The sequence below is a fragment of the Achromobacter aegrifaciens genome, from assembly GCF_902859965.1.
Lineage (GTDB): Bacteria > Pseudomonadota > Gammaproteobacteria > Burkholderiales > Burkholderiaceae_B > Achromobacter > Achromobacter aegrifaciens.
This window is the reverse complement of record NZ_CADIKO010000001.1, coordinates 917,759-939,211: the sequence shown is the minus strand read 5'-3', so window position 1 is coordinate 939,211 and position 21,453 is coordinate 917,759. Positions and strand designations below refer to the sequence as shown.

Below are 21,453 nucleotides of genomic sequence, written 5' to 3'. Positions count from 1 at the left end.
CATGACCGGACTGATTATCCAAGGGCTGATCAACGGCCTGATCCTGGGCGCCATCTACGGCCTGATCGGCGTGGGGCTGAACGTGATCTTCGGCGTGCTGCGCGTGGTCAACTTCGCGCACGGCGAATTCCTGGTGCTGGGCGCGTACTTCGCCTTCTATCTGATGGAGTACGCCGGCATCAATCCGCTGGTGGCGCTGCCGCTGGCCTTCGCCGCATTCTTCCTGGCGGGCTACTTGCTGTACTTCGTGCTGATTCCGCGCTTGTCCAAGGCGGACGATCCCGAGATCAGCTCGCTGCTGCTGATGTTCGGCGTGTCCATCATGCTGGGCGCCATCATGCTGCTGGTGTTCGACGCCGACGCGCGTTCGTTGCCCTATGAGATCGAGCCCGTGTTCCTGAAATTCGGGCCGGTGCTGATCCCGACCGTGCGCCTCCTGGCGCTGGTGATCGCCCTGGCCATCATCGGAGCGCTGACGGTGTTCCTGTACCGCAGCCAGCTGGGCAAGGCGCTGCGCGCCATCATCATGAACCGCGACGCGGTGCGCATCGTGGGCATCAACGCCGAACGCCTGTCGGCCGTGGCCTTCGGCCTGGGCATCGGCCTGGCCGCCGCCAGCGGCGTGCTGGTGGCGATGGTGTTTCCAGCGTTCTCGCCGTTCATGGGCAACGACTACACGCTGATCGGCTTCATCGTCATCGTGCTGGGCGGGCTGGGCCATCCGGTGGGCGCCCTGGTCGGCGCGCTGCTGTTCGGCGTCACGGAGCAAGTCTCGGTGGTGTTCTTCAATCCTTCCATTGCCACCATCTGCGGCTTTGCGCTCATGGTCGCCACCATCTTCATCCGGCCCAGCGGACTCTTCGGCCGCCAGGCGCTGCGCTAACAGGAGCCGGACACATGTTGAAAGTCAGCAATCTCAAGAAGCGCTTCGGCGGGCTGGTCGCCTTGCAGGGCGTGGACCTGGACGTGCCGCGCGGCTCCATCCTGGGCGTCATCGGCATGAACGGGTCAGGCAAGACCACCATGCTCAACTGCATCAACGGCATCTACACGCCGGACGAGGGCCGTATCGAGCTCGACGGCCAGAACATCGCCGGCAAGCAGATCCACGAAGTCGCGCGGCTGGGCGTGGGCCGCACCTTCCAGGTGCCGCGCATCTTCCGGCAGCTGACCCTGCTGGACAATCTGGAGGTCGCGCAGCAGCAGACCGGCCGCAGCGCCGACGAGCGTTACGCCCAATCCGAATACTGGCTGCACAAGGTAGAGCTGCACCGGCTGCGCCACAACTACGCCGAGGAGCTGTCCGGCGGACAGCAGAAGCTGGTGGAACTGGCGCGCATCATGGTGGCGCGACCCAAGGTGGTGTTGCTGGACGAGCCTTTCGCGGGCGTCAATCCGGCGCTGGCGCAACTGCTGATCTCGGTCATCCGCGAACTGCCGGGCGAGCACGACTGCTCGGTGGTGCTGGTGTCGCACGACCTGACCTCGATCTACCAGCTGTCCCACCACATCATCGTCATGAACGAAGGCGCCATCCTGAGCCAGGGCAACGCCGAGCAAGTGCGCGCCGACCCCCGCGTGGTCGAAGCCTATCTGGGAGCCTGACATGAGCACGTCGATACTCGCGCTGGAAGACGTGACCGTGGCCTACCACGGCGACATCACCATCCTGAACCACGTCAACATCCAGGCGCGCGCGGGCAAGGTGACGGGCGTCATCGGCCCCAATGGCGCCGGCAAGTCCACGGTGTTGAAGACCATGTTCGGCTTCCTGCCGCCGCGCACCGGCCGTATCACGCTGCGCGGCGCGGACATCAGCGCCCAGCCCTCGCACGAGCGCGCCAGCAACGGCGTGGCCTTCGTGCCGCAGCACCGCAGCCTGTTTGGCGAATTGTCGGTGCACGACAACCTGCTGCTGGGCTGCTGGCCGTTCCGCAAGGACAAGGCTCGCGTGCGCCAGCGCATCGACTCCGTCTATGACCGCTTCCCGATCCTGGCGCAGAAGCGCGACGACCCCGTCTCCAGCATGAGCGGCGGACAGCAGCGTTTCGTGGAGTTCGGGCGGGCCTTGTTGATCGAGCCGTCCGTCATTCTGCTGGACGAGCCCACCGCCATGCTGGCGCCCAAGATCTCCAAGGAGATCTACACGCTAATCCGCGGCTTTGCCGACGAGGGCATGACGGTGGTGCTGGTGGACCAGAACGTGCGCCGCTGCGCCGAGGTGTCCGACTATATGTACATCCTGGAACTGGGCCGCAACAAGGCCGAGGGCGGGCGCGAAGCCTTCGACGACGGCGGCGGGTTGCGCGAGATGGTTGCGTCCTGGATGGATTACAAGATTGATTGACTGCGGGTCAGAGCGGTCGCCCCAGCCGCTTTTCGACCTGGCGCTTTTTCCATTGGTTCGGAGTCACCAAGGTAGCCGATAGGACGGCGCAGCGATACGACAGGGGCACGACAGCGGGGCGACGGACACCCAGGCTCAGTGTTTCAGCGTCCAATCGTCCAGCCGCAACCCGGGCACGCGGGAAAATTCACGCGTGTTGTTCGTAACAAGTACCAGGCCGCGCGAGCGGGTGTGGCCGGCGATCATGGCGTCGTAGGGGCCGATGGGCGTTCCGGCGCGCGCCAGTTCCGCGCGAAGCTGACCGGAATCTGCTGCCGCGTCATGGTCATAGTCGAGCACTTCCAGGCGCTTCAGGAAGCCGTCGACCACGGCGTGATTGCGGGTGGGGGCGGCGGACTTTTCCGCGCCATAAGCGAGCTCCATGGCGGTGATCGCGCTGATACATAACTGGCCCTGCCGTCGGTTGAACGCCTGCTGCACTGCGTCGGGCTTGTTCTTGATGGCAAAGATGCAGGTATTCGTGTCCAGCACGAACTTCAGCGGCATGAGCGGCCTCCTGCCCTGTCCACGGGTTGATCGCGGTCGTTGAGAAAGTCGGCAGTGACGGACTCGCCTGCGAACCAGGAGTCCCAGGACCTGTCGGCGGGTGCGGGCGCCGGCGTTTGCCGTTGGTTGATGGCGACGATGTACCCCAGTGCCGGACTGGCTGGCCGGGCGGCGGTTTTGCGCCGGCCTGCTGGGCGGCCATGGGAAGTTTTATAGATGGATTCTGATTTCATGGCGCTCTCCTCGACTGATGTATGGCGCCCGCCTTTTATAGCGCGCCGCATGTCTCCCGCCTATGACGGCTTACCGCAGGTCGCTGCGAGCCTAGTGCGGCTTCGGCTGGGTTCCGTGCTGTTGCGGGTGGCGGCAAGGCCGCGCAGATCCGGCCCGTGGCATCGCCGCCACGCCCGCCGGGCTTTGCATTTTTTGACGATCCGGCACGACCCGCCTTGCGCTAATCTGGCTGCGCCATCATCCCCAAGGCGAGGCCCACGCCATGACCTTTCTCGCAAGCGCCAACCTGCTGCGCCGCCGCGACGGGCACGAAGCCCGCGTCACTTTCGTCGAGCTGTTCTTCGATCTGGTGTACGTCTTCGCGGTCACCCAGATCTCCCACGGTCTGCTGCATGATCTGACCTTGTTGGGCGCGCTCCACTCCCTGGTGCTGTGGTTCGCCGTCTGGCTGGGTTGGCAATACACCTGCTGGGTCACGAATTGGTTCGATCCCGACGCCGTGCCCATGCGCATCATGCTGTTCGCCGTGATGCTGGCCGGCCTGGTCTTTGGCGCCGCCCTGCCGGGCGCGTTCGGCGCCACGGGGCTGGTGTTCGCCGTCAGCTACGCGCTGATCCAGGTGGGACGCACGCTATTCATCGTGCTGCACCTGGGGCCTGCGCATCCGCTGGCGCCCAACTTCCGCCGCATGCTGGCGTGGCTGTGCGTGTCGGCGGTCTTGTGGATTGCGGGCGGACTGTCCCAGGACGGCACGCGGCTGGCGCTGTGGGCGCTGGCGGTGGCCTGCGAGTATCTGTCGCCCATGATCGGCTTTCGGTTTCCCGGCCTGGGGCGTTCCGCGACCAGCGAATGGACGATCGAGGGCGGCCACCTGGCCGAGCGCTGCCAGCTGTTCGTCATCGTGGCGCTGGGCGAAACCCTGCTCATCACCGGCGCCACGCTGGCAGGCCTGGAGCGCTGGAACGCGCCCGCGCTGATCGCGTTGCTGGCGGCTTTCCTGGGCACGGCCGCCATGTGGTGGGTGTACTTCGACACCAGCAGCCGTGACGGCAGCGAGGCCATCGTGCATAGCGACGATCCAGGCCGCATCGGCGCCTGGTTCCACTATGTGCACGTCATCCTGATCGCCGGCGTGATCGTGTCCGCCGTGGCCAACGAACTCGTCATATTGCATCCGGACGGGCGCATCGCCATGCCGGCGGCCGCCGCGCTGATCGGTGGCCCGGCGCTATACCTGGCGGGCAACGGCATTTACAAGACAGTGGTCTACGGCCGCTTCCCGCTGTCGCACGTAGTGGGGCTGGTGCTGCTGGCCGTGCTGGCGCCCGTGGCCTTTGTGACCGACAACCTCATGGTGGGCGGTTTGACCACGTTGATCATGATTCTGGTGGCGGCGTGGGAGAGCGTGTCGCGGCGCAGGGCGCATGCCGGCGTTCCGCAAGGAATCGCGGAGTAGCGTCAATCCCGTGAGGGCCGGAGGGCTGCCCCAGAGGGAGCCGTTGGATGCCCCCGTGGAGCTGGCAGGCGGCGGCTTTCAGCAAAGCCGCCGCGCGGCTCAGATCAGGCCGCGTATCCCTGCAATGCCGTGCGCGCCGTGGCGCAGCGCCTGCGATACGGTCTGGGTGGACTGGCCGCCCAGCGCGAACACCGGGATGCCGGCGTCGCGATTGCCCGCGACGAAGCCTTCCCAACCCAGCGTCGCCGCGCCGGGGTGGCTGGGCGTGTCCAGCACGGGACCCAGTACCGCGAAGTCGGCGCCGAGTTCGCGTGCGTGGACGACCTGGGCGTTGTCGTGGGCCGACACGCCGACCAGCGCGCCCGCGGGGAGTTCAGGGCGCGCCGTGAGCTTGGCGGCATCGGCCGCGCGCAGATGCACGCCGTCGGCCTCGCGCCACCAGGCGGCGGGATGGACGCTGTTGACCAGCAGCCGGGCGCCCGCGGCGCGGCAGCGCTTCTGCACCTGTTGCAGCACTTCATGCAGCGAAGGCGAGGCCACGCCGTCCGGCCATTGCGGTTCGCGCAGCTGCACCAGCTTGACGCCGCGCGCCAGCGCCGCTTCCAGACGGCCCAGGAAAGCGGCCACGCCGGCACGCGAACCCACGGAGCTGATGCCGTAGGACGTGGGCAACTGCAGCCAGCGCAGCGGGGGCAGGGTGGCGGGCAACAGATCGCCCACCGATGCGGCCTGCGCAGGGGCGACCCATTCCAGGCGCTGGTTTTCCAGGCTGCGCGGTTCGCCCTCCCAGCCGGTGACGTGGCAGAACGCCAGGCGCACCGTGGTGTGGGGGTAGGCATGCACGTAGGTGACCCAGGGGCGCGACTGCGTGACGCGGATGCCGATTTCTTCCTGCAGTTCGCGCGCCAGGGCTTCCAGCACGGTTTCGCCGGGTTCGAGCTTGCCGCCGGGCAGCTCCCACCAGCCCGCCCAGGGCTTGCCTTCGGGGCGCTGTCCCAGCAGCAGCATGCCGTCCGGACGCAGGATCAGGCCGGCGGCGACGTCGACGATCTTTTCAGACATGACGGGCTGCCCAGTCGCGCGCGAACTGGTACGCCACGCGGCCAGAACGCGAGCCGCGCTCGATCGTCCATTGCAGCGCCTCGGTGCGCGAGGGTTCGATCTGCGCTTCCGGGCAGCCCAGCTCGCGCAGCCAGTGGTAGACGATGTCCAGGTAGTCGTCCTGCTTGAAGGGGTAGAACGACAGCCACAGGCCGAAGCGTTCGGACAGCGAGATCTTTTCCTCGACGGTTTCGCCGGGGTGGATCTCGCCGTCGGGCTGATGCTTGGCCGCCAGGTTCTCGCTCATGTATTCCGGCATCAGGTGGCGCCGGTTGGACGTTGCATAGATCAGCACGTTGTCGCCCGAGGCCGACACCGACCCGTCCAGCACCGACTTCAGCGCCTTGTAGCCGGCCTCGCCTTCCTCGAACGACAGGTCGTCGCAGAACACGATGAAGCGTTCGGGACGGGAGGCGACCAGCTCGACGATGTCGGCCAGGTCGCCGAGGTCGGACTTGTCCACTTCGATCAGGCGCAGCCCGCGGTCGCCATAGGCGGCCAGCATGGCCTTGACCAGCGAACTCTTGCCAGTGCCGCGGGCGCCGGTCATGAGCACGTTGTTGGCCGGCTTCTTTTCCAGGAACTGCAGGGTGTTGCGATCGATGATGCCCTTCTGGCGCTCGATGTGCTGCAGGTCCGCCATGTCGATGCGCGCGACGTGGCGTACGGCGTCCAGCCAACCACGCGCGCCGCGCTTGCGCCAGCGGTAGGCGTGGGCGGTCCAGTCGATTTCGGGCGTTGCGGGCGGAAGCCAGGCTTCCAGCTGCGCCAGCACGCGCTCGGCGCGCTGGATAAGGGTGGAGAACTCGGTTGCGGTCACGTCTGAAGTCCCGGAAGTTTCGGATCAGGAGCGGTAGTCGGCGTTGATCGACACGTATTCGTGCGAGAAGTCGCAGGTGTAGACCGTGTCGCTGACCTGGCCGCGGCCCAGGGCGATGCGCACCTGGATCTCGGCCTGCTTCATCACGCGCTGGCCGTCGGCTTCCTGGTAGGCGGGGTTACGGCCGCCGTCCTTGGCCACCAGCACATCGTCCAGCCACAGGCGGATGTTGGACACGTCCAGGTCGTCGATCCCGGCGTAGCCCACTGCGGCCAGGATGCGGCCCAGGTTGGGGTCCGAGGCGAAGAAGGCGGTCTTGACCAGCGGCGAGTGGGCGACGGCGTACGCCACCTTCAGCGCTTCCTCGGTGGTGCCGGCCTCTTCGACGCGGATGGTCATGAACTTGGTGGCGCCTTCGGCGTCGCGCACGATCTTGGTCGCCAGTTCCAGCGCGGCGGCCGTCAGGGCTGCGCGCACGGCGGCGTAGGCCGGATCGGATTCGGCGTTCACTTCGACGCCCGACTTGCCGGTGGCGGCGATGATGAAGGAGTCGTTGGTCGAGGTGTCGCCGTCGACCGTGATGCGGTTGAACGAGGCGTCGGCGATTTCGCCGGCCAGCTTGGACAGCAGCGGTTGGGCGATGCCGGCGTCGGTCGCCAGGAAGCTCAGCATGGTGGCCATGTTGGGCCGGATCATGCCGGCGCCCTTGCTGATACCGGTGAAGGTGACGGTCTTGCCGTCGATCTGCACCTTGGCGGACGAGATCTTCGGCAGGGTGTCGGTCGTCATGATGCCGTGGGCGGCGCTGAACCAGTGGTCGGCGCCCAGGTCGGCGATGGCGGCGGGCAGGCCGGCCACCAGGCGGTCCAGCGGCAGCGGCTCCAGGATGACGCCGGTGGAGAAGGGCAGGACTTCGGCCGCGGGTACGCCCAGCAGCTTGCCGAGCGCGGCGCAGGTGTCCTTGGCTTTTTGCAGGCCTTCTTCGCCGGTGCCGGCGTTGGCGTTGCCGGTGTTGATGACCAGCGCGCTGATCGGGCCGCCGGCGGCCAGGTGGGCCTGGCAGACCTGCACCGGCGCGGCGCAGAAGCGGTTGCGCGTGAACACGCCGGCCACGCTGGTGCCCTGCGCGAAGCGGAACACGGTCAGGTCGCGTCGGTTGGCTTTGCGGATGCCGGCCTCGGTAACGCCGATTTCAACGCCGGCAACAGGAAAAATTTCGGACTCGGAGGGGATCTGCAGATTAACGGCCATGACTTCGTCTCATGTATGAGCAGGACGGAATCGCCGCCAGGCGAGGCGGCGCGCGGGGGAAAGCTTCGTATTATCCCACCGGATTGGGACAGCGTCCGGTCAGGGGCCGATCCGCATGGCCGCGACGTCCAGCACGCCGGCCTCGCGGTTGCCCAGCACGCTGCGCACGGCGCCGTCCGGGGACTGCAGCACCGACTTGCCCGCCGGCACGTCCTCGCCGCCCGCGCGCCGCGCCGAACGTCCGCGCGACGGCGAGAACAGCAGGTCGCCGGGCTGGGCGCCGGGCAGGCGGGGGTTGGCGGCCAGCACCCGGGTGCCGGGCTGGTAGGTCATGTCGCCCAGTACGGTCTCGCGCGCCAGCAGGCCTTCGAAATCCAGCATGCGGCGCTGGCTGTCCAGCTGCATGTCCACCTTCAGCATGGGCATGCGCCCCACCTCCAGCGCCTCGCTGCCTTCGGTGCGCAGCAGCCAGCGCGGCGCGTCGGCGGCGCTGCCGCCATTGATGACCTTCAGCCAGGCGCCGGGCGGCACGGGCTGCTGGTTCAGAGTATTGCCGATGGCCAGATGGCAACTGGCAAAGCGCGGGCGGCCATCGTGCAGCACGAATTCAAGGCGGTGCCCATGCGCGCACAGCCAGCCGTCCTGCGCCTGGTCGCGCGCGATCTCCACCGACAGGGTCTCGGCCTGCTTGCTGCTGGCCGGGTAGCGGAACATGCGCGTGGCCGCGACGCCCTGGATGGAGGCGGGGTTGCTTTCGGGGAAGACGGCGAGATCGAACGATGCCAGATCGCCTGGCTTGGCCAGGCTGAGCACGGTGCCGGCCGGCATCTCCACTCCCGCCAATTGGGTGGACTGGGCCAGCACGGTCTTGCGGTCGGCGTCGGCCTGGGCGCTTTGCCGGGCCGAAAACCACAGGCTGAACTGCTGATAGGGAAAGATGGCGCCGACGATGGCGAGCAGGGCCATCAGGACGGCGCCGCCGCGCCGGTGGCCGCCAAGCCATTCCCGGGCGCTGGAGGTGGTGGCCAGCACGGCCAGCCAGGTCAGCAGCGTGGCCAGGCAGGCCAGCGAAGCTGCCATCAGCACGTAGAAATTACCGCCAGGAAGAGAAACCGGAATCATGGCGGCAATTATGCGCCAATCCGCAGGCGGACATGGGCGCCTGCGGGCGTTCAGTTCTTGGCGGATTCGGAGCAGGTCGCCACCACTTGCAGCTTGAGTTCGCCCAGGGCCTGGAACAGCGCGTTGCGGGTGCTTTCGGGCAGGTCGCCGAACATGGACTTGACCCAGGATTCGTGGGCGCGGGCCATGCGGGAGAAGCTCTTCTTGCCCAGCGGCGTAAGTTTGATGAGCGAGCTGCGGCGGTCGGATTCGACCTTGGTGCGCACCACCAGGCCTTCTTTTTCGAGCTGGTCGGTGATGCCGGTGATATTGCCGTTGGTGACCATCATGTGGCGCGACAGTTCGCCCATCTTCATGCCCTTGGGCGCGCGCTGCAATTGCGCCATCAGGTCAAAGCGCGGCAAGGTCGTGTCGAACTCGTTGCGCAGGCGGCTGCGGATCTCGCTCTCGACGAGATTGGCGCAGGTCAGCATGCGCAGCCACAGGCGCAGCGCATGGTGATCGTCGGGCGCTGCGCGGGATTCCAGGTCGGGGGTGTCGGTCATGGCTATGGAAATTACCGGGAATGAGGGGCGGGCGCCAGATGCTGTCGATCGAGGATCGTCAGGCGGGCCGCGGCGTTGCCGGCGGCGCGCTTCTTGAGTATCGGCGGGATGTCGGGTACTGTCGCGCGAACGTCGCGCCGGGTATCCGGCACGGCGCGTTCATAGTTTGGGTGGAGGGTAACCATGGCGGTAGCTTATTAGTAAAAACCCTTTGGTAAAAACCCTAGACTTGTTTTGCCGAATACTTTAAACCTAAACTATGAAGCACGCCAGCCTTGGCTGTGCTGCACGAAGTTTTTCGAATCGCGATTTCAAAAAAGAACACCCTCTGCGCGGGCTCGCGCACGGAGCACACCACCATGCGTTTGATCACTTCCCTTCTGGCCGCCGCCGCCCTGGTGCCGGCACTGGCCGGCGCCGACACCATCAAGGTCGGCATCGCCAACGACATCTCCGGTCCGTTCTCCGCCCTGGGCGCCGAAGCCCGCGACGGCTTCAACCTGGCCATCAAGCAACTGGGCAGCAAGCTGGGCGGGCAGCCCGCCGAATTCGTGCAGACCGACATGGGCGGCAACCCCGACCAGGCCCGCCAACTGGTGACGCGCTACATCCAGCGCGACAAGGTCGATTTCTTCACCGGCCCCATCGGCTCGAACGTGGCGCTGGCCGTGGGCCCCGCGCTGTTCGCGGCCAAGGTGCCGTACCTGTCGAACAACCCCGGCCCCAGCCAGTTTGCCGGCGCGCAGTGCAATGCGTACTGGTTCGGCACGTCCTACCAGAACGACGCCTTCCACGAAGCGGCCGGCAAGGTTGCGGCGGATCGCGGCTTCAAGAAGATGTTCATCATGGCCCCGGACTATCCGGCCGGCAAGGATGCGCTCAACGGCTTCAAGCGCGGCTACAAGACCGCCCCGGGCGACGAGGTCTACACCAAGCTCGGCCAGATCGACTACGCCGCAGAATTGGCGCAGATCCGCGCCGCCAAGCCGGACGCCGTCTATATCTTCCTGCCGGGCGGCATGGGCATCAACTTCGTCAAGCAGTTCGTCTCGACCGGCCTGTCGCAAAGCGTCAAGCTGATCGGCCCGGGCTTCTCGGCCGACGAGGACGTGATCCAGGCCGTGGGCGAACCCATGCTGGGCATGTACAACACGGCGCAGTGGGCGCATGACCTGGACGTGCCGCAGAACAAGGCCTTCGTCGAAGCCTTCCGCAAGGAATACAACGGCCGCTACCCCTCGGTGTACGCTGCCCAGGCCTACGACGTGATCATGGCCATGGACGCTGCCGTCAAGCAGGCCGGCGGCAAGGCCTCCGACCGCGAAGCCATCGTGCGCGCGCTTGAAAAAGCCGACTACCCCTCGGTGCGCGGCAGCTTCACTTACGGCAAGAACCACTATCCCATCCAGTCTTATTACCTGCGTGTCGTCGACAAGGACGGCAGCGGCCGCATTACCAACAAGCTGGTGGGCAAGGTGTTCGACAAGTACCAGGACGTCTACGTCGGCGAATGTAAGCTGTAGAGGGAAAGACCCACCCCCGAAGCGCTGCGCGCTTCCCCCTCAAGGGGGCATGCCTGCGGACCGGCGAAGCCGGCTCCGCGGCATCCGGGTCGGGTGACACCGCTGCATGCGCCGTGCCTGGTGCGCGGACGCGATGCGCAATCAGATGGCTCTATTGATTAGGCCGCGAACCAGGCCATCGGCACTTCGCGGCAGGGGGAAGTCTTCATGACGTTTACGCTGATCGTCGAGCAATTGCTGAACGGTCTGCAGTTTGGGTTGATGTTGTTTCTGATCGCGGCCGGGCTGACCCTGGTGTTCGGCATCATGGACATCATGAATCTGGCTCACGGCTCGCTCTACATGGCCGGCGCCTATGTCGCCGCCGAAACCATGCAGCGCACAGGTTCATTCACCGCTGCCGTCCTGGTGGCGGCAGTCGCCACCGGCATCGTCGGCGTGGTGCTGGAACTCACGCTGATCCGCCGCCTGGCGCTGCGCGACCACCTGGCCCAGGTGCTGGGCACCTATGCCGTCATCCTCATCGCCAACGATCTGGTCAAGATGATCTGGGGGCCGGCCCCCGTCATGCTGAACATGCCGGCCGCGCTGTCCGGCCCGGTCCGGCTGCTGCCCGATCTGCTCTATCCCGCCTACCGCCTGATGATCATCGTGTTCGGTGTGGCCGCCGCCGCTGGCCTGTACTGGTTCGTGACGCGCACCCGTGCGGGCGTGCTGGTGCGGGCAGGGGCGTCCAACCGCCAGATGGCCACCCTGATGGGCGTGCGCGTGCCGCTGCTGTTCCTGGGCGTGTTCGTGCTGGGCGCCATGCTGGCCGCCGTGGCCGGCGCCTTGCTCGGCCCGATCACGTCGGTACAGGTGGGCATGGGCGAGGAAATCCTGATCCTGGTGCTGGTATGCATCGTGATCGGCGGCATCGGATCGATTCGCGGCGCCTTTGTCGGCGCGCTGTTGGTGGGCATGGTGGATACGGCGGGGCGGGCCTTCCTGCCCATGCTGCTGCGCCAGGTCTTTTCCCCGGCCGTGGCCTCCAGCGTCGGACCGACGCTGGCCGCCATCGCCATTTATGTATTGATGGCGGCAGTGCTGGTGTTCCGGCCCTCCGGCTTGTTTCCGGCGCGGGGTTGAGCATGAAATCCATGATCTGGACCGTGGTCCTGCTGGCCGCGCTGGCCGTATTCCCCCTGGTCGCGCCGGCGTTGGGCCTGGACTTTTACATTTCCTTCGTGCGGCGCGTGCTGATCTATGCGCTGGCCGCGACCAGCCTGAACCTGATCCTGGGCTATGGCGGCATGGTGGCGCTGGGACACGCGGCGTTCTTCGGCGCGGGCGCGTACGCGGTCGGCATCCTGGCCATGTCGGGCGTGACGTCCGCCCTGATCGTCTGGCCCGTGGCCATGCTGCTGGCGGCGGTGCTGGCCTGCATCACGGGGGCGATTTCGCTGCGCACCCGCGGCGTGTACTTCATCATGATCACGCTGGCCTTCGCGCAGATGCTGTTCTACATCTTCATCTCGCTGCGGCAGTACGGCGGCGAGGACGGGCTGAACCTGCCGGGCTACTCCAGCCTGCCGGGCATCGACCTGGCCAATGACGTCAGCTTCTATTACCTGGTGCTGGCGCTGTTCGCGCTGATCATGTGGGTGTTCGGCCGCGTGGTGACCTCGCGCTTTGGCACCGCCCTGCAAGGCATACGCGAAAACGAATCGCGCATGGAATCCATGGGTTATCCGGTCTATCGCATCAAGCTGATGGCCTTCACGCTGAGCGGCGCGGTGGCCGGCCTGGCGGGCGCGCTGCTGGCCAACCATAATCTCTTCATCTCGCCCAGCCTGATGCACTGGACCCAGTCGGCCAACCTGCTGATTATGGTGCTGGTGGGCGGCATCGGCCTGCGCTATGGCGGCGTGGCGGGCGCCGTGGTCATGCTGACCCTGGAGGAAGTGCTGCGCCTGTGGACCGAATATTGGCACCTGCCCCTGGGCGTGCTGCTGCTGTGCGTGGTGTTCGGCGCGCCGCGCGGTCTGGTCGGGCTGTTCGGCCCCTTGTTCAGCGGCCGCGCCGCTGCCACCCAATCCGGCAAGGCGGGATCATGAACGCAGCTGTAACGCCGGCCCTGCAGGCCACGGGACTGGTGCGCCGCTTCGGCGCGCTGGTCGCCACCGACAATGTGTCGCTGTCCCTGAACCCGGGCGAGATCCATGCCCTCATCGGCCCCAATGGCGCGGGCAAGTCGACGCTGATCCATCTGCTGTCCGGCACGTTGACGGCTGACTCGGGCAAGCTGACGGTAGGCGGACGCGACGTCACCAGCATGAACGCCCATCAGCGAGTGGCTGCCGGGCTGTCGCGGTCGTACCAGATCACCAATATCTTCAAGCAATCCTCCGTGCTGGACAACCTGGTGCTGGCGGTGCAGGCGCATGCCGGCAGCAGCTTCCGCTTCTGGAAGCCGCGCGCCGCTGAATCAACCCTGTACGAGCAGGCGCGCGAGCTGGCCCGGGAATGCGCCATCGACGCCAGCCTGCTGGAACGCCCGGCCGGCACCCTGCCGCACGGCGAACAGCGCAAGGTCGAATTCGCGCTGGCCCTGGCCGCACGGCCTGCCGTCCTGCTGCTGGACGAACCCATGGCGGGCATGGGGCCCGACGAAACCGTGCGCCTGACCGAATTGATCGAATCCATGCGGGGCCGAGCCGCCATGCTGCTGGTCGAACACGACATGCAGGCGGTGTTCCGCCTGGCCGACCGCCTGTCGGTGCTGGTCTACGGTCGCGTCATCGCGACCGGCACCCCCGACGAAATCCGCGCCAACCCGGAAGTGCGGCAAGCCTACCTGGGCGACGAGGAGACCGCATGATGCTGACCATCGAATCCGCCAAGAGCGGTTACGGCGCCAGCCAGGTGCTGTTCGGCGTGGACCTGCAAATCGGCGCGGGCCAGGTCGTGACCTTGCTGGGCCGCAATGGCATGGGCAAGACCACGCTGCTGCGCACCTTGTTCGGCCAGTTGCCCCTGCGCGGCGGCAAGATCCAGTTCGCGGGCCAGGACATCAGCGGCTGGAGTCCGGACCGCATCGCGCGGGTCGGCATGGCCATCGTGCCGGAAGGGCGGCAGTGCTTCCCGAATCTGACGGTGCGCGAACACCTGACAGCCTTCGTCGCCTCCCGCAACCCGGACATCGGCGAACCCTGGACGCCCGAGCGCGTCTTTGAATTGTTTCCGCGCCTGCACGAACGCGCCCGAAACATGGGCAATCAGCTCTCGGGTGGCGAGCAGCAGATGCTGGCCATCGGCCGGGCGCTGGTCACCAATCCGCGGCTGCTGATCCTGGACGAGGCCACCGAAGGCCTGGCGCCCAAGATCCGCGAGGAAATCTGGAATTGCCTGGCGCGCCTGCGCCAGGCCGGGCAGACCATCCTGGTCATCGACAAATACGTCGAACGGCTGCTGAGCCTGGCGGACCGCCACGTGATCCTGGAGCGCGGCAAGGTCGTCTGGACGGGGGACTCCCAGGCCCTGGACGCGGATCGCGGCCTCTGGGAACGCTATCTGGGCGTGTAGCAAGAAAGCTGCAATGTAAACAGGCAAACGCTGCTGGTCGTGAAATAAAAAGCAATAAATCGATATTTACATTGCAGTAGTGCAACTTAGGACGCCCGAGCGTCTTACAAGCGTTTGCTCCTGTTTCAATTGGATCCACTGTTCTCTACACTTGTCGCGCCGGACGTGCCTCGAGGGTACGCCTGCAACAGGCTCATGGCTGGACAAGCGGGGCAAGCGCGCGGCGAAACATCGTTACACAACGAAAGTCTGCCCATGCGTCCCCTTCACGCACGTTACGTCTTATCAGGCAGTAAGGAAGACTTTGCATGGCGAAATGGGGTTTGCGCAGAAAATCGTTGATGGCGCTGTTGCTGGCGTGCCTGGTTGCCCTGGCGCCGGCGGCCCTGATCGGCTGGCAGGTGCTGGACGGGGTCAGGGAGCACTTCGGACGGGCTTTCTCCGACAACTTCACGCAATTGAACCGCCAGCGCATCCTGGCGCCGGTGTCCCGTGAACTGGCCCTGTCGCAGCGGTTGGCGGATAGCGAGGTCACTCGCCGCTGGCTGCGGCACGAAAGCGATCCGGCCGCGCGCGAGCTGTTCTTTCGCGAAGCCGACGGCTACCGCCGCGATCTGCTGGGACGCGCCTACTTCATCGCCAGCGCCGCCTCAGGCAATTATTACTTCAACGACGACCAGCCCCTGTCCGAGACGCCGCGCTACACGCTGAGCAAAAGCGCGGCCGACGACGCCTGGTTCTACCTGACGCTGGCGTCGCCCGCCAAATACAACATCAACGTCAACCCGGACCTGAAGCTCAAGACCACCAAGGTCTGGATCAACGTCCAGGTACGCGACGGCGACCGGGTCATCGGCCTGACCGGTTCCGGTCTGGACGTAGGCGGATTCCTGCGTGAATTCGTCAACAGCGGCCAGCCCGGGGTCACGCCCATCATCGTCGACGAGGAAGGCGCGATCCAGGCCCACATGGACGCCTCGCTCATTGCCTACAACTCGGGCGCGGGCGGCGCTGCCCGTGGCACGGTGTTCAACCTGCTGGACGGCGGCGAAGGCCGCGCCGAGCTGGCCGCGGCCATGAAGGCGGCGCGGACCGACCCGCAGTCGGTGCAATCCGCCTGGGTCAAGATGGACGGCATCCGGCAGCTGGTGTCCGTAGCCTACATGCCGGAACTGCATTGGCACGTGCTGACGGTGGTGGACCTGGGCGCGGCCCGGGTACTGGACACGGATTGGCTCTGGCCCGCGGCGATCGGCCTGGTGGTGCTGTTCGCGGCCATGTTGCTGTGCTTCGGCTACGCCATCGAGCGCCTGATGCTGCGCCCCTTGCGCCGCCTGCAGCAGTCGGCGCGCGCCATCGCCGACGGCAGCTACGACGTGCGCCTGCCTCCGGGCGGCCAGGACGAAATCGGCGACCTCAGCCGCGCCTTCGGCGTGATGGCGGACAAGGTGCGCCAGCACACGGCTGAACTCGAAACCAAGGTGCGCGAGCGCACCTCCGAACTCGAGGACGCCAATCGCGCCATGGCCGCCGCGCACAAGAAAATCGACGACTCCATCGATTACGCCAGCCTGATCCAGCGCGCCATTCTGCCGGATCGCCAGCTTACCCAGTCCCTGGGCGCGCACCATTTCGTGCTGTGGAAGCCGCGCGACGTGGTGGGCGGCGACTTCTACGTATTCCGCTCCGACGGCGCCAACTGCCTGCTGGGCATCATGGATTGCGCCGGCCACGGCGTGCCCGGCGCATTGATGACCATGCTGGCCCGCGCCGCCATAGATCTGGCGATCACCGAGGCCGGCCCGGCCGACCCCGCCGCCATCCTGACCCGCACCGACAACGCCATCCGCGCCATGCTTGCCGACGCGCAATTGCCCCGTGCGCTGGCCACGAACACGGATGCGGCCCTGGTTTATATTGACCGCCAGGGCGGCCGGTTGCGCTATGCGGGCGCCAAGATCAGCCTGTACGCGAGCAACGGCGAGGAACTGCGCGAGGTGCCCGGCGGCAAGCGGGCGCTGGGCGACAAGCGCACCGAGACCTACGAAAACATCGAACTGCGGATGGAGTCCGGCTGGACCTACTACCTGGTCACGGACGGGTTCCTGGACCAGGCGGGAGGCGAACACGGCTTTGGCTTTGGCAATACCCGGTTCGCGGAAATGCTCAAGACGCACGCGCGCCGGCCGTTAACCGAACAGGCGGCCGCCTTTACCCAGGCGCTGGCAGAGTACCAAGGCGGGCGGCCGCAGCGTGATGACATCACCTTGCTGTCGTTCCGTTTCGAATAAACGTTATCAGGGCGGTTACCCCCATGAATGCCTCCGATCTTTACGCATTGGGCGAACGGTTCAACCAGAATCGCACTCTGTTGTGCTTCAACGGACCGACTTCCCGCAGCCTGATCGAGGAAATCGGCAATGCGCTCAAGAACTATCTGAACGCGGAGCACGCGCGGCCGGCCGAGGCCATGGACGTTTTCTCCGTCTACATCGAGATGATCCAGAACATCCGCCAGTACGCCGCGCTGCATGACGACCTGGACGCCTCGGCCACCGTGGTGATCGGCCGCCGCGATGAAAGCCGCTACGTGGTGTCGGCGGGCAACCTGGTCAAGGCGGAGGACGGCGAGGCGCTGGTCGCCCGCATCCAGGAACTGGCCGCGCTGGACAAGGCGGCGCTGAAGGCCGAGTACAAGGCGCAGCTGCACAAGCCGCGCGCCCAGGGCGTCGCCTCGGGCGCCGGCCTGGGGCTGATCGATATCGCCCGCCGCGCTGGCGCGCCGCTGGAGGCCAGCCTGACGCCCGCCGCAGCGCCCGGGCAGGCCTTCTTCAGCCTGAGCGTCGTGATCTGAAGGCGTGCCGGGCCAAGAATATATTTGGAGCAACTAATGAACGATTTGAACATTCCCGGGACCCAGTCCACGCCCGCCATCACCGCCGACACCGCTGCCGGCGTGCTGGCGATGCGCGGCGACTCCTATCCCGAGAATTCCTTCGAGCTGTTCGGTCCCGTCATCGAATGGGTCGAAGCCTATCTGCTGAGCAGCGCCGCGCCCCTGAAGCTGGAGCTGGAACTGCTCTACCTGAACACCAGCAGCATCAAGTCCGTCATGGACATCTTCGATCTGCTGGAGGCTGCCCACAACAAGGGCCGCGAGGTCAGCGTCACATGGTTCTACGACATGCGCAATGAGCGCGTCGGCGAACTGGCCGAGGAATTCAAGGAAGACTGCACGTTTCCCTTTTCCGTTGTCGGCCGCCAATGAAATCCGACGCCGCCCAGCTGGACAAGCGCATCGCCGAATTGCTGGCGGATCCGGTCTATCAGGGCCATCCGTTGCATGAAGCGCTGGACGCGCTCTGGCGGCATACGGCCGAACAGATGGCGCGCATCGAGCGCGTGACCCAACTGTCGGACGCCTACCAGAGCATGGCGCACGAACGCGAGCTGGGCCTGTGCGACCGTTTCGACCGGCAACTGCGCCGGCTGACCCGCATCGCGCGCATCTCGGACCACTACCAGAACATGATGCGGGACCTGAACTCCGCATTGCAGGAAACCTCCAACCGCGATCCCTTGACCGGCCTCTTGAACCGGCGCGCCTTGATGGAAATGATCAAGCAGGAGGTCTTGCGCGTGTCTCGCGGCGGATCGACCTTCGTGGTGGCGATGCTGGACGTGGATCATTTCAAGTCGGTCAACGACCGCTATGGCCATGAAACAGGCGACCGCGCGCTGGTCGAGCTGGCCGGCGCGTTGGGCGACAACTTGCGCGAATACGATCTATGCGGCCGCTGGGGCGGCGAGGAATTCCTGGTGCTGCTGCCCAGCACCCAGCCCGAGGACGCCCAGCGCGTCATGGACCGGCTGGTTGGCGCGGTGCGCGCCTTGGCAATCACGGTGGGGGATGGCGTGTTGAGATTGACGGTCAGCATAGGCATGGCATATCACCAGTTGGGAGAAACCTTCTCTGAAACGCTCAGCCGTGCGGACCAGGCCTTGTACCTGGCCAAGCAGGACGGACGCGACCGCGTCGAACTCGGGTTTCCGAAGCGCAGATGAAACCGGATCAGCTGTTATCCGGCATGGAGCCCCATATGCTTGATTCTTATCCAGGCGTTACCGACGAGCGCCCTCAAGGCGCCGCGTGGCACTCCGCCACTTATCTGGCGTCCATGGATCGGGCGCTGCTGCTGTTCGATTTTGATCCGGCTGGCTCCTTGTTGAACGCCAACGCGAATTTTCTCGCCCTGGTCGGCCATGCCCGCGAAGAGGCCCTGGAGCTGCGCCATGACATGCTTTGCGACAGCATGGACGAAGGCAAGGGCATCGTCGGCGGCGAGCAGGTCTGGGCCAGGCTGCTGGGCGGCAAGCACTTCACCGGCACCTGCCGCTATCGCAAGAAGGACGGCGGCTTCGTCTGGATCGAAGCCACCTACATGCCCATCGCCGGCGAAGCCGGCGATGTCGTACGCATTTCCGTCATCTCCCGCAAATCCATCGCGGATGCCGACCGCCAGGAAGAGATCCGGCTCCTGTTGCTGGGCATCAACGAAACCGGCAATGCCGTCGCGGTGTCGGGCAAGGACGGCCGCATCCTCTACGTGAACGACGGCTTCCAGCGCATGCTGGGCTTTTCCCGCGGCGACGCCGTCAACCAGGAGCTGGGCGAACTGCTGGCCGGCGGCAGGCCGGACGGCGGCACGCGCGAAGAGCTGGGCCGCCGCATCGCCTGCCGCGAGGGCTACCACAAGGACGTGCTGGTCTACGATCGCGCCGGCCGCCCGCTGTGGGTGTCGGTGATGGCCAACTCCGTGTTCGACGAACGCGGCGCCCTGGTCAATATCGTGGACGTGCTGACGGACATCACGCCCACCAAGGTGCACGAAGTCTTGCAGCGCCGCGTGCTGCAAGCCATGGTCAATGAGGCCTCGGTGGTCGAGGTCATGAACATGGTGTGCCGCGAGGTCGAACGTCTGGCGCCCGAAGTCGCGGCCAGCGTCCTGCGGGTGGACGATGCCGGGCTGCTGCGGCCGCTGGCCGCGCCCAGCCTGCCGCAAGCCTACACCGACGCTTTGGACGGCGTGGCCATCGGGCCGCAGGCGGGCGCTTGCGGTACCTCTGCCTTCCTGGGCCGGCCGGTGATCGTGCCGGACATCTCCACCGATCCGCTGTGGGACGACTATCGCCACCTGCCGCTGCCGGACGACGTGAAGGCCTGCTGGTCGTCGCCGATCAAGTCCAGCGATGGCCGGGTCATAGGCACCTTCGGTTTTTATTTCCGGGAGCGGCGTCTGCCCGACGATTTCCATCACCGGCTGGTGGACGTGTGCGTGTACTTGTGCGCGCTGGCGCTGGAGCGCGAGGAGGCCCGCGCGCGTATCCGCCAGTTGGCGTTCTATGACGAACTGACCGGCTTGCCCAACCGCAACCTGCTGCTGGCGCAGGCCGAGCAGGCCATCGCGCGCGCTGAACCCGAGCGCAAGCGTGTCGCCATTCTGTTCCTGGACCTGGATCGCTTCAAGCAGGTCAACGATACGCTGGGCCATCCCATAGGCGATGCGTTGCTGCGCGACGTGGCGCAGCGCTTGCGCCGCCTGGCGCGCGCGACCGACATCGTGGGCCGCTTGTCGGGCGACGAGTTCGTGATGCTGATGCCGGACTTTGAGCACGGTCGACTGACGACGGCGGCGGAGCATGTGCTGGTCGCCTTGGCTCAGCCGTTCTCGGTGGGCGGCATCACGCTCAATCCCTCGGTCAGCATCGGCATCAGCGTGTTCCCGGAGAACGGGCGCGACATGGATACGCTGCTGCGCCATGCCGACATGGCGATGTACCAGGCCAAGACGGCGGGGCGCAACCGCATCTCTTTCTTCAGCGCCGAGATGAACCGGCAGGCGCAGGAGCGCCTGGCGCTGGAGGCCGCCTTGCGCGATGCGCTGGAGGCGAAGGCTTTGCGGTTGCACTATCAACCGCAGGTGGGGTTGAAGAACGGTCAGCTGTACGGGGTCGAGGCGTTGGCGCGCTGGCGTCATCCGACGCTGGGCGATATCTCGCCGGCGCGCTTTGTGCCGCTGGCCGAGGAATGCGGGTTGATCGGCGACCTGGGCGACTGGGCGGTGCACGAGGCTTGTTCGCAGTTGGCGGTCTGGCGGGCGAAGGGCCTGCGGGTGCCGTCGGTGTCGGTGAACCTGTCGGCGACGAATTTCCACAATCTGAATCTGCCGCGGTTGATCGAGGCGACGCTGGCCGAGTTCGGGCTGGCGGCGGCGGATCTGATGCTGGAGATCACGGAAGGCGTGGTGCTGGATGCGACGGCGGGTACGTTGCGGACGATCGCGGAGCTGCATCGCTTGGGGGTGCGGTTGTCTATGGACGATTTCGGGACTGGCTATTCCAGCCTGGGGCATTTGCGGCGACTGATCGTGGATGAACTGAAGCTGGATCGCAGTTTCGTGCAGGGGCTGGAGAGCGATGACGCGGCTCGGGCGTTGACCAGCGCTGTGATTCGTATCGGCGAGAGCCTGAGCCTGCCTGTGGTGGCTGAAGGCGTCGAGAACGAAGAGCAGCGGCGGTTTTTGATCGAGCAGGGGTGTGCTGCGGGGCAGGGGTTTTTGTTTTCGCCGCCGTTGCCGGCTGCTGATCTTGAGGAGTGGCTGCGGGGGCGGCCGTAGGTTCTTTGGCTGCTGCTGCTTTCGCCGCTTCTGTGGTTTCTGTGGCTTCCGTTGGTTCTTAAGGCGCCAGTCGCTTCGGCGGCCTGGCGTGCGCGGGGCAACGATTGCGGTCCGGAGCGTTCGCTCCGGACTTCCCCTTCGTCATCGTCGTCCAGGCCTTCGGCCTTCCCTTCCGATTCCCTCGGGCTTATCGACGCCCCGCGCACGCCAGGCCGCCGAAGCGACTGGCTCGGCTGGTTGAATCTTTACGGGTGTTGGGGCGGGTGG

General features: G+C 66.0%; 20 protein-coding genes. 14 read left to right on the top strand and 6 right to left on the bottom strand.

Features of this window, described 5'->3' with window-relative positions:
* The first annotated feature begins 1 nt into the window (after position 1).
* The 3 genes from HV793_RS04355 to HV793_RS04345 are packed head-to-tail and all read left to right on the top strand — an operon-like array spanning position 2 to position 2,347.
* A complete protein-coding gene (locus HV793_RS04355) occupies positions 2-883 on the top strand; it encodes a branched-chain amino acid ABC transporter permease (protein WP_054459258.1) in 882 nt (293 codons plus the stop codon).
* Between the two features lie 14 nt (positions 884-897).
* Positions 898-1,605: an ABC transporter ATP-binding protein gene (locus HV793_RS04350; RefSeq protein WP_054459256.1), complete on the top strand. Its 708-nt coding sequence runs from the start codon at positions 898-900 to the stop codon at positions 1,603-1,605.
* A 1-nt stretch (position 1,606) separates the two neighbouring features.
* Positions 1,607-2,347: a branched-chain amino acid ABC transporter ATP-binding protein gene (locus HV793_RS04345; protein ID WP_054459254.1), complete on the top strand. Its 741-nt coding sequence runs from the start codon at positions 1,607-1,609 to the stop codon at positions 2,345-2,347.
* 135 nt (positions 2,348-2,482) lie between these two features.
* Here the strand turns inward: HV793_RS04345 and vapC are convergent, their stop codons facing one another.
* Positions 2,483-2,893 (bottom strand): type II toxin-antitoxin system tRNA(fMet)-specific endonuclease VapC, encoded by a 411-nt coding sequence (gene vapC / locus HV793_RS04340; RefSeq protein WP_119451847.1) that lies wholly within the window; start codon positions 2,891-2,893, stop codon positions 2,483-2,485.
* Between the two features lie 496 nt (positions 2,894-3,389).
* On the opposite strand from vapC, the gene HV793_RS04335 reads away from it, so the two are divergent.
* Positions 3,390-4,583: a low temperature requirement protein A gene (locus HV793_RS04335; protein WP_054459250.1), complete on the top strand. Its 1,194-nt coding sequence runs from the start codon at positions 3,390-3,392 to the stop codon at positions 4,581-4,583.
* A 99-nt stretch (positions 4,584-4,682) separates the two neighbouring features.
* On the opposite strand, the gene HV793_RS04330 is transcribed toward HV793_RS04335, so the two are convergent.
* The 5 genes from HV793_RS04330 to HV793_RS04310 form a co-directional block, all read right to left on the bottom strand.
* Positions 4,683-5,645, bottom strand: coding sequence for a Nudix family hydrolase (locus HV793_RS04330; protein ID WP_175159722.1), 963 nt, complete (start codon positions 5,643-5,645; stop codon positions 4,683-4,685).
* Positions 5,638-6,504, bottom strand: coding sequence for an ATP-binding protein (locus HV793_RS04325; RefSeq protein ID WP_054459246.1), 867 nt, complete (start codon positions 6,502-6,504; stop codon positions 5,638-5,640). Before HV793_RS04325 ends, HV793_RS04330 begins: the two co-directional genes overlap by 8 nt.
* A 24-nt stretch (positions 6,505-6,528) precedes the next feature.
* The gene (gene argJ, locus HV793_RS04320) at positions 6,529-7,755 is read right to left on the bottom strand and encodes a bifunctional glutamate N-acetyltransferase/amino-acid acetyltransferase ArgJ (protein ID WP_054459243.1); all 1,227 of its coding nucleotides are present in this window, start codon (positions 7,753-7,755) and stop codon (positions 6,529-6,531) included.
* 99 nt (positions 7,756-7,854) lie between these two features.
* Positions 7,855-8,877 carry a hypothetical protein gene (locus tag HV793_RS04315; protein WP_175212737.1) on the bottom strand — a complete coding sequence of 341 codons (1,023 nt, stop codon included), beginning with the start codon at positions 8,875-8,877 and terminating at the stop codon, positions 7,855-7,857.
* Positions 8,878-8,927: 50 nt separating this feature from the next.
* Positions 8,928-9,422: a MarR family winged helix-turn-helix transcriptional regulator gene (locus HV793_RS04310; protein WP_175212736.1), complete on the bottom strand. Its 495-nt coding sequence runs from the start codon at positions 9,420-9,422 to the stop codon at positions 8,928-8,930.
* 359 nt (positions 9,423-9,781) lie between these two features.
* Between HV793_RS04310 and HV793_RS04305 the strand changes: the two genes are divergently transcribed.
* The 10 genes from HV793_RS04305 to HV793_RS04260 all read left to right on the top strand — a co-directional run bounded on the left by HV793_RS04305 (position 9,782) and on the right by HV793_RS04260 (position 21,186).
* A complete protein-coding gene (locus HV793_RS04305) occupies positions 9,782-10,945 on the top strand; it encodes an ABC transporter substrate-binding protein (protein ID WP_054459234.1) in 1,164 nt (387 codons plus the stop codon).
* 207 nt (positions 10,946-11,152) lie between these two features.
* Positions 11,153-12,073, top strand: coding sequence for a branched-chain amino acid ABC transporter permease (locus HV793_RS04300; RefSeq protein ID WP_013391329.1), 921 nt, complete (start codon positions 11,153-11,155; stop codon positions 12,071-12,073).
* Positions 12,074-12,075: 2 nt separating this feature from the next.
* Positions 12,076-13,041 carry a branched-chain amino acid ABC transporter permease gene (locus HV793_RS04295; RefSeq protein WP_054459232.1) on the top strand — a complete coding sequence of 322 codons (966 nt, stop codon included), beginning with the start codon at positions 12,076-12,078 and terminating at the stop codon, positions 13,039-13,041.
* A complete protein-coding gene (locus HV793_RS04290; protein WP_175212735.1) occupies positions 13,038-13,805 on the top strand; it encodes an ABC transporter ATP-binding protein in 768 nt (255 codons plus the stop codon). Before HV793_RS04295 ends, HV793_RS04290 begins: the two co-directional genes overlap by 4 nt.
* Positions 13,805-14,509: an ABC transporter ATP-binding protein gene (locus HV793_RS04285; RefSeq protein WP_175159935.1), complete on the top strand. Its 705-nt coding sequence runs from the start codon at positions 13,805-13,807 to the stop codon at positions 14,507-14,509. The genes HV793_RS04290 and HV793_RS04285 overlap by 1 nt, the downstream gene beginning before the upstream one ends.
* 308 nt (positions 14,510-14,817) lie before the next feature.
* The gene (gene siaA / locus HV793_RS04280; protein WP_199728345.1) at positions 14,818-16,800 is read left to right on the top strand and encodes a biofilm regulation protein phosphatase SiaA; all 1,983 of its coding nucleotides are present in this window, start codon (positions 14,818-14,820) and stop codon (positions 16,798-16,800) included.
* 23 nt (positions 16,801-16,823) lie between these two features.
* Positions 16,824-17,363, top strand: coding sequence for a biofilm regulation protein kinase SiaB (gene siaB, locus HV793_RS04275; protein ID WP_054459227.1), 540 nt, complete (start codon positions 16,824-16,826; stop codon positions 17,361-17,363).
* A gap of 36 nt (positions 17,364-17,399) precedes the next feature.
* Positions 17,400-17,777 (top strand): biofilm regulation phosphoprotein SiaC, encoded by a 378-nt coding sequence (gene siaC / locus HV793_RS04270; RefSeq protein ID WP_054459225.1) that lies wholly within the window; start codon positions 17,400-17,402, stop codon positions 17,775-17,777.
* Entirely contained in the window at positions 17,774-18,574 is an 801-nt protein-coding gene (siaD, locus tag HV793_RS04265) for a biofilm regulation diguanylate cyclase SiaD (protein WP_054459223.1), read from the top strand. Before siaC ends, siaD begins: the two co-directional genes overlap by 4 nt.
* A 35-nt stretch (positions 18,575-18,609) precedes the next feature.
* Positions 18,610-21,186: a sensor domain-containing protein gene (locus HV793_RS04260; protein WP_054459221.1), complete on the top strand. Its 2,577-nt coding sequence runs from the start codon at positions 18,610-18,612 to the stop codon at positions 21,184-21,186.
* Positions 21,187-21,453: the final 267 nt, after the last annotated feature.